The organism is uncultured Porphyromonas sp., assembly GCF_905372525.1.
Lineage (GTDB): Bacteria > Bacteroidota > Bacteroidia > Bacteroidales > Porphyromonadaceae > Porphyromonas.
The window spans coordinates 1-12,036 of record NZ_CAJPPN010000059.1 but is presented as its reverse complement, the minus strand read 5'-3'; the positions used below and the strand labels follow the sequence as shown (position 1 = coordinate 12,036).

Annotated in this window: 10 protein-coding genes; 4 read left to right on the top strand and 6 right to left on the bottom strand. The window is 57.9% G+C overall.

What is annotated here, in order from left to right; all coding sequences use genetic code 11:
* The 4 genes from QZ170_RS08700 to QZ170_RS08685 all read left to right on the top strand — a co-directional run.
* The coding region (locus QZ170_RS08700; RefSeq protein WP_297180001.1) for a hypothetical protein at positions 1-252 on the top strand (252 nt) is incomplete at its 5' end.
* Between the two features lie 51 nt (positions 253-303).
* Positions 304-3,198, top strand: coding sequence for an excinuclease ABC subunit UvrA (gene uvrA, locus QZ170_RS08695; RefSeq protein ID WP_297179998.1), 2,895 nt, complete (start codon positions 304-306; stop codon positions 3,196-3,198).
* Positions 3,199-3,360: 162 nt separating this feature from the next.
* On the top strand, positions 3,361-3,930 hold the full coding sequence (efp, locus tag QZ170_RS08690; protein WP_297179993.1) for an elongation factor P: 570 nt from the start codon (positions 3,361-3,363) through the stop codon (positions 3,928-3,930).
* 151 nt (positions 3,931-4,081) lie between these two features.
* Positions 4,082-4,939, top strand: coding sequence for a GIY-YIG nuclease family protein (locus QZ170_RS08685; RefSeq protein ID WP_297179991.1), 858 nt, complete (start codon positions 4,082-4,084; stop codon positions 4,937-4,939).
* A 39-nt stretch (positions 4,940-4,978) separates the two neighbouring features.
* Here the strand turns inward: QZ170_RS08685 and ubiE are convergent, their stop codons facing one another.
* The 6 genes from ubiE to QZ170_RS08655 form a co-directional block, all read right to left on the bottom strand.
* The gene (ubiE, locus tag QZ170_RS08680) at positions 4,979-5,734 is read right to left on the bottom strand and encodes a bifunctional demethylmenaquinone methyltransferase/2-methoxy-6-polyprenyl-1,4-benzoquinol methylase UbiE (protein ID WP_297179988.1); all 756 of its coding nucleotides are present in this window, start codon (positions 5,732-5,734) and stop codon (positions 4,979-4,981) included.
* A gap of 9 nt (positions 5,735-5,743) precedes the next feature.
* Entirely contained in the window at positions 5,744-8,161 is a 2,418-nt protein-coding gene (locus tag QZ170_RS08675; protein WP_297179986.1) for a serine protease, read from the bottom strand.
* A 30-nt stretch (positions 8,162-8,191) separates the two neighbouring features.
* Positions 8,192-9,322 (bottom strand): 4-phosphoerythronate dehydrogenase, encoded by a 1,131-nt coding sequence (locus QZ170_RS08670; RefSeq protein ID WP_297179983.1) that lies wholly within the window; start codon positions 9,320-9,322, stop codon positions 8,192-8,194.
* 123 nt (positions 9,323-9,445) lie between these two features.
* The gene (locus QZ170_RS08665; protein WP_297179981.1) at positions 9,446-9,736 is read right to left on the bottom strand and encodes a DUF3467 domain-containing protein; all 291 of its coding nucleotides are present in this window, start codon (positions 9,734-9,736) and stop codon (positions 9,446-9,448) included.
* A gap of 104 nt (positions 9,737-9,840) precedes the next feature.
* A complete protein-coding gene (locus QZ170_RS08660) occupies positions 9,841-10,317 on the bottom strand; it encodes a hypothetical protein (protein ID WP_297179979.1) in 477 nt (158 codons plus the stop codon).
* Positions 10,318-10,718: 401 nt separating this feature from the next.
* Positions 10,719-11,303: a hypothetical protein gene (locus QZ170_RS08655; protein WP_297179976.1), complete on the bottom strand. Its 585-nt coding sequence runs from the start codon at positions 11,301-11,303 to the stop codon at positions 10,719-10,721.
* Positions 11,304-12,036: the final 733 nt, after the last annotated feature.

The window sequence follows — 12,036 nt, the reverse complement described above, 5'->3', positions numbered from 1 at the left end:
TGTATACAACAGTGTACACGTGGGTACACAACTGTATACACACGTGTACACAAAAACGAGTACGACGGGAGTACAAAAGAGGGGATAACAAGCAGGCGGAGACGAGGACGGGACGAGGGCGGGGGAGGTAGCGGGTGGAGGGCGAGGGAGAAAACGGAAGGAGAGGAGATCCAAACAAGGCTTTATTCGTATTTTTGTGTAATTATGTCGGGCGAAGAGAGCCTTCCTTTAAGGAAAAGTAAGACTTTCTGAGCCCCAGACTACCTATTTTAGCGTTCATAGATACTACGGCATAGTCCACAGATGGCAAAGAAGACAAAAGCAATCCCCCAAGAGCCTCGGCGGGAGGAGCAGCGAGAGGATCGACAAGATACCTCCCGTGGCATCCTACTCCACCACGTACGGGTCAATAACCTCAAGAATATAGACCTAGAGATCCCCCGTGGCAAGCTCATCGTCGTGACCGGAGTCAGCGGATCGGGGAAGAGCTCTCTGGCCTTCGACACCCTCTACGCAGAGGGACAGAGACGCTATGTGGAGAGCCTCTCCTCATATGCCCGACAGTTCGTAGGACGTATGGCCAAGCCCGAGGCTGACTGGATCAGAGGCCTCCCCCCTGCGATCGCCATCGAGCAACGTGTCGTCAGCCGTAACCCTCGCTCCACGGTGGCCACCTCGACCGAGATCTACGAATACCTTCGCCTGCTCTATGCCCGTGTGGGCAAGACCATATCCCCTATATCGGGCCAAGAGGTACGCAAGCACACCGTGCAAGACGTGCTGGACTATGCGAAGAGCCTCCCCGTGGGGAGCCGTATCTACCTCATCGTCCCCCTCCACCTCCCCAAGGGGCGTAGCCTAGCAGAGCACCTAGAGATCCAGCTCCAGCAGGGCTACAGCCGACTCTGGACGAGCGAGGGGATCATCCCCATCGAAGACGCCTTGCTGTGGAAGGATGATCGGGCAGGAGAGCTCTCCCTACTCATCGATCGCCTAGCTATCAGTGAAGACCAGACGGCGATAGACCGCCTCGGGGACTCGGTAGAGACGGCCTTCTTCGAGGGCCGAGGAGAGTGTCAGCTCGCCGTCGAGGAGCAGCGGGAGGATGGAAGAGCCCCAGCCTACCTAAAGACCTTTAGCAACGTCTTCGAGGCCGACGGCAGGGTCTTCCAGGAGCCAAGTCCCGAGATGTTTAGCTTCAACAACCCTATCGGAGCCTGCCCCGAGTGCGAGGGCTTCGGCAAGGTCGTCGGGGTAGACCCTCGGCTGGTGATCCCCGACCCTACCCGCTCGGTGTACGACGACGCCGTCGCATGCTGGAGGGGCGTCGTCTCCTCGGAGTGGAAGCAGTTCTTCATCCGCTATGCCGAGCGGGCAAAGTTCCCCATTCATCGCCCCTACGAGGAGCTCACGAAGGAGCAGAAAGCCCAGCTCTGGGACGGCATACCGAGCAAGGAATATGGCCCGATCGGGATCACGCCTTACTTTGACTTCCTGAGGGGCAACCTCTACAAGATACAGAACCGTGTCCGCCTAGCCCACTTCACGGGCAAGACCATCTGCCCCACCTGCCACGGTGGACGTCTCAAGCCCGACGCTCTGTGTGTACAGGTCGGCGGGAAGAACATCGCCGAGGTGGTGGCGATGACGCTGTGGGAGGCACAGCACTTCTTCGACACACTGGAGCTCAGCCCCGCCGAGGCCTTGATCGCTAAGCGACTACTGCACGAGATACGCTCCCGCCTAGGCTTCCTCGTCGAGGTCGGGCTGGGCTACCTGACCCTAGACCGTCTCTCCAACAGCCTATCGGGCGGAGAGAGTCAGCGGGTGACCCTGGCGACCCAGCTCGGGAGTAGCCTCGTCGGGTCGCTGTACGTCCTCGATGAGCCTAGTATAGGCCTTCACCAGCGAGATACAGCTCGGCTGATCCAGGTCGTCAAGCGTCTACGAGACCTCGGCAATACCGTGGTGGTCGTAGAGCACGACGAGGAGATGATGCGTGCCGCCGACTACATCATCGACATCGGCCCAGATGCCGGACGCTATGGAGGCGAAGTCGTCTACGCCGGCGAAGCCTCGGAGATCACGAGCGATACCCCTGGCTACACGGCGGCCTATCTGACGGGACGAGAGCAGATCGCCCTCCCCACCGTGCGCCGTCCGTGGAAGGACTACCTAGAGATCGAGGGGGCGACGATGCACAACCTCAAGGACATCACCGTCCGCTTCCCCCTACACACACTCACCGTCGTCAGCGGGGTAAGTGGCTCGGGCAAGAGCACCCTGATGCACGACCTCCTCTACGAAGCCGTCCGACGTACCCTAGAGCGAGAGCCTATGGACAACCTCGAACTACGAGCCCTAAACGGAGACCTCGGGGAGATCAAGCAGATCGAGTACGTAGACCAGAACAACATCGGCCGTAGCTCCCGCTCCAACCCCGTGACCTATGTCGGTGCCTTCGACAGCATCCGAGACCTCTACGCGGGCCTCCCCCTATCGAAGCAGATGGGCTACAAGCCCTATTACTTTAGCTTCAACAAGGAGGGTGGCCGCTGTGAGACCTGCCAGGGTGCCGGGGTGATCACGATCGAGATGCAGTTCATGGCCGACCTGACCCTACCTTGCGAGGCCTGCCACGGCACACGCTTCCGCAAGGAGCTCCTCGAGGTAGAGTATTGTGGGGTCAATATCTCCCAGCTACTAGATATGAGCGTGGATGAGGCTGTCGAATTCTTTGACCAGAACAGAGAGTCCTCAGCACTCTCGGCCAAGATCATTGACCAGCTCCGCCCCCTACAACGTGTCGGCCTCGGCTACATCAAGCTCGGGCAGAACGGCTCCACGCTCTCGGGCGGAGAGAACCAGCGTGTCAAGCTCGCCTACTACCTCGGCAAGGGCAAGAAGCTCCCTACCCTCTTCATCTTCGACGAGCCCACGACGGGGCTACACTTCCATGACATCCGTACCCTCCTCGGCGCGCTACAGGCACTCGTGGAGCAAGGACACTCCGTCATCGTCGTCGAGCACAACCTAGAGGTGATCAAGAGTGCCGACTGGGTCATAGACCTCGGGCCTGAGGGAGGTGCCTCAGGTGGGTACATCGTCGCCGAGGGGACACCCGAGCAAGTCGCCTCTACCCCCAGCTCCGTCACGGGCCAATACCTTAGGGAGCTCCTATCCCCCCAAAGCAAGTAGCTCCCCTTGCCAAGACAAGGAGAGCTACCATCTGAGGGGTAGGGAGTGGCTACGAAGGGAGACACCTCTAGGGCGACAGCGTAATAGCCTAGCTATATGAAGGTTTGACGAATTTCCCTATTTTTGCAGACAAAACAAAGCAACATTCTATAAACAGACATTATGGCCACAACAGCAGATTTTCGCAATGGTATGTGCCTCGACATCGATGGGCAGTACTACTTCATCGTTGAGTTCCTCCACGTCAAGCCCGGTAAGGGTCCCGCTTTCGTTCGCTCTAAGCTCAAGAACGTCTCTACAGGACGTGTCATCGACAAGACATGGAACAGCGGTGTGAAGGTCGAAGAAGTACGCATCGAGCGTCGCCCCTATCAGTACCTCTACAAGGACGATATGGGTCTGAACTTCATGCACCCCGAGACCTTTGAGCAGATCTCCATTCCCGAGGCTGTGATCGATGGTGTACAGTTCCTCAAGGAGGGCGATACGGTCGAGGCTATGGTGCACGCCGCCTCCGAGACCGTCCTGACCTGCGAGCTACCCGCACACGTCAATCTCCGTGTGACCTACACCGAGCCCGGACTCAAGGGCGATACCGCCACCAACACCCTCAAGCCCGCTACCGTAGAGACGGGCGCCGAGGTGCGTGTGCCCCTCTTCATCAACGAGGGTGAGCTCATCACGATCGATACCCGTGACGGCTCCTACGTCGGCCGCGTGAAGGAAGCATAACGACAGCCCCGCAGAAGTCAAGCGGGGTACCAAATAGAAGGAGGATAGAAGCCCTACTACGAGACACGGGTCTAGAGCTCTATCCTCCTTCTCTTATATCTATACAGTATATCCGCAAGGGACACATAGTGGAGAACAAAAATTCAGCAGTATGAGCAAGACCATCAACATCACCCTAGTAGATAACACACCACAAGGAGTGCAAGTCCTCACCATCGCCAACCGTATCTGCCAGGCATACGTCGTCCCTCGCAAATGCCTCCCTTGGCTCACAGCACAGCCAGACGCATTGATGGGAAAATCTGTCCTCTACATACTCCTCCAATCGCTACCTAAGGGGAGCCCCCAAAAGCCTCAAGCATATATAGGACAGACTGATGACATCATGAAGCGAGCCAAAGACCATGATAGCAAAAAGGCCTTCTGGGATCGGATCATCCTCTTCTGTGCCAGCAATGATGAGATAACGAGCACCGAGGTCGAATACTTTGAGCATAAAGCCATCACAGAAGCTCTACAAATCGAGCACTACGACCTCAATGAGAACAAGCAGATACCCAAAGGAAAAAAGATTCCCACACATAGGAGGGCTCCTGCTGATGATTTCTTTGAGGACGTGAAGATGCTTCTCACGATTATTGGTTGTGATATACTTGATGAGAGCCCCGACAAGGCATGTACCTCGTTGGACACAAACACACCCACCTTCTACATCAAGGGAAAAGACGCAGATGCAGCAGGCAGATACTCCAGTGGTAAATTCACCGTACTCAAGGGAAGTGTATTCTCATGCACCGAAGCACCATCCTATACAGGCAAGGGGAAGAGGAAGCAATTCATCGGGGAGCACTGCACCGTAGTCTCTGGCCTGCTTAGGCTCAAGGAGGATTATACCTTCAATTCACCTAGCACAGCGGCTGAATATGTCCTTGGCCGTAGTACCAATGGATGGATCATGTGGAAGGACGATATTGGACAAACTCTAGACACTGTCTATCCTCGTAAATAACCCCACACAAAGGGTATCTAAGCCCCGAGGGCTCTACTCCTACGCTGAGGCGTCAGGGGTAGAGCCCTCGGCATTGATACCGATATAGATCGTGCAGGTGCCCGGGAAGATACTCCGATAGAAAGCCTCTCGGAAGCCTGCCTCCCTAAGGATCTCCACCATCTTCTCCCGCTGGGGCATCACAGCGATAGACTTCGGGAGGTAACGATAGGCATCTCGATCCTCCGACATGAAGCGCCCTATCAAGGGGATGATATGCCCAGCATAGAGCTTGTAGCCTAGATGAAGGATGGGGTTCTTAGGCTCTGACAACTCTATGATCACGAGCACCCCTGAGGGACGAAGGATACGATGAAGCTCCCTCGCTGCTGCTGGGATGTCGGTGAAGTTCCTTATCCCAAAGCCTATAGTGGCTGCGTCAAAGCTCGCATCAGCGAAGGTCGTAGCCGTAGAGTCCTGACGCTCGAAGCTAATCTTGCGCTCCAGCGTCAAGGCTTGTACCTTCTCCTGACCGATACGCATCATCTCCTCCGATATATCGATCCCCGTGACATGCTTGACCGAGGGGATGGTGTGGACGAGGTCTATAGCTAGGTCGCCCGTGCCAGTAGCCACATCGAGCACCTGCTGAGGCTGGTAGGGCTCGAGTAGGTGTAGGGCCCTTCGACGCCATGAGCGGTCTAGGCCGAGAGAGATAATACGATTGAGCCGGTCATACTGTGGAGCGATCCGATTGAACATCTTACGGATCTGATCCACCTTGGGCTCATCACTGTCCTTGTAGGGGGTGAGCATATGGGGATATCAAGGGATAATAAAGGTGAAAGCTAGCTTCCTCGCCGGAGCTTGGGGATGGGCGGGGCGAGTCGTGACCGACACGACGTACTTCCCGGGATGGAGGCTCGTGAGGGGGAGGAAGACGAGGTTGGAGTCAAAGTGTAGCACAGAGTGCTGCACCTGCTCCCCGAGCATCGTATAGATACGAATATCCGCTGAGTGATAGTAAGCCTCCGTCTCGGCTACATAGAGCCTGCGGTCGTGGTAGTAAGCTCGGACATCTGCCTGAGAAGCACCCTCTTGGCGACCCACCGATAGTGGTGCATCGGTCTCCACGAGGAGGTCTATCCAGTAGGCCTCATTGTCTCCCGACTGACTAGCGAGCCAGCTCTGCCCATCACGACGATACCAAGCAGACCAAGAAGGCGACCTCAGAGACGGACCTCGGTACATGAGCAGAGGGAGCTTCATCGCACCGCCACCCGAGTTGTGACAGGAGAGTATGTAGCGCCCTCTCGGAAGGGTAAGCGGGGTCTCCTGGGGCACGGGAAAGAAGACCTCGATAGTATCCTCACGTAGGGTACGGGGGCGATCGACGAAGTGCCCGCTGGCGTCGTCATACGCATTGAACCGTCCTAGTCGAGTGGAGGAGAAGTCGAGGATAGGGGTCGTGATCTGCCCGTCCTCAGGGAGCGGAGCGAGGCGCACACGGAGCTGGGGGAGCTGTGTCGAGGCTAGGGTATGATTAGACTTGAAGACGACGAAGGCACCGAGGACACGTACCCGTGCGTCCTGCTCTAGCCAGAAGGCATTCCCGAGCTCATGCACATCATCCTTAGGCTCATAGACATGGGTCGGTCGGTTCCCTAGCTGGCTCAGCACGTTGGGGTCGGGGTAGAGCTTGCTGAGGCGCTGTACGATACTAGGGGAGAGGGGATCGTAGCCGTCGCACACCTTCCTACTAGCATCAACCGGAGAGAGCCAAGGCTGGAGGGCAACGATATCGCCCAGTGAGGGATCACCCTTGAGCCACGTCTCCTTGAGTGCCCAGTAGGCATCGCCTCCCATGAGTTCGCAGGACGAGACTCCGCCCGTGAGGGCACCTATGACACGTCCCTCCCGATCGAAGAGGGGGGACCCTGACGAGCCCGCCGCCGTACAGCCTACTGCCCAGCTATTGACGAACCAGTGCTTGCGTGTCCAGGTGTGGATAGAGAGGCTGTAGTCCTTGATCGTAAGAGCCTCGTCACCCGCCTCAGAGTAGCGCTTGGTCGAGCCTAGGGGGTGGTGAATGCCGTAGAAGGTCGCCCGAGGTCGATCCTCTACGCTCCAGCCTGCGAAGTAGGGTTGGTATTCACGGGGTATCTTCCCCGAGCTAGGTAGCCCCGTGATCTGGAGGAGCGCCATATCGGCATCCTCGTTGTAGGCAATGAGCGTTGCACCACTGAGGCTCTGCTCCTCTGTAGCACGTATATTGCCCTGCTTCGTGGGGCTCTGGAAGTTGAAGAAGAAGACCGTCGTCGCCGCTTCGTCCCGTACTTTGTCCAGCTCTCCCTCGAGGTCAAAGAGGCGATTGACACAGTGTGCCGAGGTCAAGACATAGGGGGTACCGTCGGAGCGGGAGTTATTGATGAGCACCCCCGAACTGATAAATCGTCCACCTACCATGAGCTGTACGACACTGCGGCTCTGTCGCCACTGGTCGGGGTGAGCTAGGACGTTGGGGATGCAGGCGATCTCCTGGAGCCCTTTGCGCCCATTGTGCGTATAGTCATAGAAGGGCTCCCCTGGCTGGGCAAAGTCCGTACGCCACCCCCTGAAGCCATGGTAGAGACTAGCGATACGGAAGGGTAGCTCTCCCCGCTGAGGCACGTATCCCTGAGGGAAGTCGTACTCGACCCGTACATATTCCCCCGAGAGAGGGCGTAGCTGGAGGAGGCTATCTGGGGTATTGTTTTGGTTCGTCAAGGCACCGATCTGCTCCCCGTCTGCCCCGTAGACGAAGAGGCGAGCCCCCTCGGGCAAGGCATACCGACTGAGGCGAAGGCTCACACTACGGGCACGACTAGCGACGAGCTCAGCACGCCAGACATAGTTCCCAGCGCCATCGGTGAGGTACTCCCCGATGCTGTCTGCCCCTAGGTCGAGGGGGCGCTCTACGGCGAACTGATAGGTACGTAGCCCCTGCCCTCGGTGTACGTCCTCACGGGGGAGGTCGCCAGCCCTGAGCTCTGGTAGACGAAGAAGCCTCGGGGAGGCTGTCACGGCACGGGCCTCGTGTGCAAAGGCAGGACGAAGTACCCCCTGCTCCGAGCGAGCAGGGAGGGCAAGCGTATACTGTGCCTTCACCTCTGCCACACCCCCTAGCGAGAGGAGGACGAGGACGAGGCGACACATCACCGAGTAAGTGCTTGCTCGGAGGGGATGGATCTTCATTCTATTCATCACTAGACACAAAGATACACCATTCTCCCGCTAAACGACTCTGAAGCCTAATAGGCCAAGAGCCTCCCGATCCCCCACCTCGGGATCTAAGAGCGTGTAGGCGGAGGCCTCGCGTGGGTAGACGTATCCTCGGCGTAGCGACTCAAAGGCCTCGGGGTGCGCCCTCAGCTGTGCCGTCGTCTCCCGTGGATCGCAGGTGCGGAGCTGAGCCCGACGTACCCGCTCTGCCTCGGGATAGTCTCTCAGTCTGACCCTCGGCTCGGTAGGTCGGGGTAGAAGACTATCGTCCCAGAGCCACAGGGGCTCGTCTAGCCCTAGGGCTCCGCAGACGGCAGCCAGTGCCATCCGAGAGCCTCGCCACTTACCATCTGCCGTCCAGCCTGCGACGTGGGGGGTGGCGATGTAGGCACGGCGGGCAAGGTCGGCACTGATCTGAGGCTCACCCTCCCAGCAGTCGATGATGACCTCGCGAATCCACCCTTCGTCTAGAGCTCGTAGCAGGGGGGCACTCGGGGCGACTCCTCCGCGGCAGGCATTGATGAGGAGGGGACGTCTCTGGCAGGCACGCAGCAGAGGCTCATCCACCATCCCGGCCGTAGGATACTTCCCCTCCCTCGTTAGGGGGACGTGGAGGGTAAGGATATCACTCTCCCGGAGCACTTCCTCGAGACTAGAGAAGCCCTCGGCACCCTCCCGATCTGCTCGGGGAGGGTCGTAGAGCAGGGGACGAAGACCCAACGCACCTATGCGCTCCAGGAGTCCTCCCCCGACATGCCCGACACCGATGATCCCTATGGTCATGCCTCGGAGGTCTATCCCCCGATCCAGAGACCAAGCCGAGAGCGAGGAGAGGACATACTGCACCACTCCCCCGGCATTGCAGCCAGGGGCATTGCGCCACGTGATGCCGTGCTCGGCGCAGTAGTCGGTATCGATATGGTCGTAGCCCGCCGTAGCGGTAGCGATCATACGCACACTACTACCTGAGAGGAGGGCTTCGTCACAGCGGACGACACTGCGGATGAGGAGGGCATCTGCTCCACGGATCGTCTCGGGGCTGAAGGCTCGACTCTCTAGGTAAGTGACCTCAGCGACCTCCTCCACGAGCCCACGGAGGTAGGGCAGGGAGCTATCAAGGACTATTCGGGGCTTTTTCATCATCTATATAGACTAAGGACGGCTACACCCATCGCCTGCCCCAGGGCTGGGTGGGGCAATGGGTGTAGCCGTATCTGTACTGGTATACCCAGCCGAGACGGGGGCTTGGGGGGACCGTTGGGTGGACTAGTTGCTCTGTGCGGGGGCTTGATCCTCGGGGAGCACGATAGGACCATACTCCTGCTCGAAGCCCTGGATGTGCTGCTCCAGCATGCGGGAGAGACGCTTGACGTTGTCGGGGGTGAGGATCTGACGACCATGTACACGTGCCTGCTGTAGGCCGGGGAGCAGGCGTACGAAGTCGAGGACGAACTCGCTCTGCGAGTGTGCGACTAGTACGAGGTTGCTGTACTCGCCTCCCGCGACCTCTTCGGGGAGCTCAATGCCAAACTGTGGGGCTTCCTGTGGCTGTTCCATCTATTGCTATTTCCTTGTGTTAGGGTGAATAAAGCTATGTGCGTGGAGCTCTCTGTGAGCCCCTCGCTTGACCAAAGGTACATATTTCTCCCCTAAATTCCTATCTAGGGGTGTGCGGGCTGGGCTGCAGAGTCGGAGATAACTGCTGCAGCACCGGCCAAGGCCAGAGGCTTGCGTGTATCCTCCTTACTCTTGAGGGGGGCAAGGATGTTCGCCAGGACCTTATTCTCCTTGAGGTCTATGAACTGGGATACAGCTGTCCCATCGGCCTCCTGCCAGGTGACGAGGAAGCGACCATCGCCCAGCTCTGCGTAGGAGGGGGTCTCTTGACCTTCGCCGGTCAAGACCTTCTCTGGGGTGAAGGACTTCCAGTAGAGCGAGTCTGTCTGGTAGCGAACCTCGGCCTTCATCGTCCCGTAGTCGATGAAGAGGGTTTTGCCGAGGAGCTCTATGGGGGCGGCCTCCACGGCGGGAGGGGTGTTTGGGGTTTGGGTTGTACGTTCTCCACTGTGGCTCGTACAGCGAGCCAGCAGGAACACGCCTATAGCTAGGGCGATGAGCCCCAGAAACTTCTTTATCATCGATCCACCTTTTATATAAATTACACCATTCGCAATCTTTGTGAGGGAGAGAGATATAGCTCTCCCCCACTTCGCTTCTGCAAAGGTACAACAAAGTGCAATTCGATGTCCCCCGGCGACGGTAGAGATGGAGACAAGCCCCCTACCCAGCACACCCCGAGGGGGGCGTGCCGGGTGAGGGGCTAAGGATAAAGAAGGGACCGTATACCCAGCCCGCTACTAAGCAGAGCTATCCAATGAGGGGCAAGGGTAGAGATATAGATATAGGGCGGGGACTAGGCGATAGGGATAGGGCTGAGTGATGAGGGTAGAGTCTGAAGTGGAGAGGTGAGATACCCCGTAGCGAGTGTAAGGAGTACACTATAATAGGTGTAGGGGGGGGCGATGCTGGGAGTGCAGGCCTAGACACGACGCTGGGAAGGACGTTCGGGCTTCTTGACCTGGACACTGTCCTCGATCACCTCCTCGAGGGGGGGAGCTTGGATCTGACGCCTTAGACGAGGCTCACCGGGGTGAGCAGGCTCCTCGGCCGCTACAGCAGCAGCCCCGATCAGGACAAGGGGCATACGTGCCGAGTCTACAGCGAGCGTAGAGTCAATGACACTGATACTAGCCAGTACCTTGTGCTCCCGAAGGTCCACAATCTGGGTAACAGTCGTCCCATCGGCTTGCTGCCAGGTGACGAAGAACCGCCCATCACCAAAGGTCTCGTACGAGGGGACTTCGCGCCCCCAGCTCGCCGTCTGCCCCTCGGAGTTGAGCTTGCGCCAGTAGAGCGAATCCGTCTGGTAACGTACTTCGCTGAGCATAGAGCCGTAGTCGATGACAAGCGTCTTGCCGATGAGGACGGCGGGGAGCTCCTTGACCTTGGCTGTCGCAGCTGCTTGGGGCGAGGAGGCGGTCTGCTCCTGCCCATTGCCCGTCTGCTGGCAGCTCACGAAGAGAAGGACGAGGAGCGTGTGTGTGAGGAAAACAAGTTTGTTCATTGGAGTGTGTCCTCTAAAGATTTGATATATAACGATACCGCAAAGGTAGCAAATAAAGTCGCTTCTTAGCCCACACCCCTCCGAAGGGGGAGGGCTGACGCGTGTGGTCATACCCTAGGTTATTTCTGCTGATGAGGATAGTAGGTGGGGATAGTCGCTCCCTAACCTACCCTTTCAAAGAGGGTGCCGGAGCATGTAATCGCTCACCCTAGCCCACCCCTTCCGACGAGGGGGGGTGGGGCACGTGGTCGCTCCCTAGCCCACCCTTTCAAAGAGAGTGCTGGAGCATATAGTCGCTCCCTAGACTACCCCCTCTGACGAGAAGGCTGAGGTAGGAGGTCTCTAGTACCCGAGAGCACAGTACCCGAGGGGGATAGCCCAGAGATAGTAGTATCCGTTCCCCAGGCATAGACCTACCATACATATACCTACTACCTAAGAGGGAAAAGTATACACGCGTGTATACTACAGTGTACCCACGTGTACACTTTTGTGTACACGTGGGTACACACCCCCGCTCTAAGTATCATCCCAGTAAGGCTCTCTTCGGTAGGTGGAGCTTGGTATAAAGGGAGAGAGAAGGAGGTGGTGAGAGGATACGGATGGGGAAGAGGCTAGATAAGAGCAGGGGGAGAGAGGGCGGGAAGTGGAGGGGTGTTGCGGATGCTGGGGAGCGAAGGGAGGGTGTGGATGGAGCGGAAAGAGGCTAGATAAGAGCAGGGGGAGAGGGAGC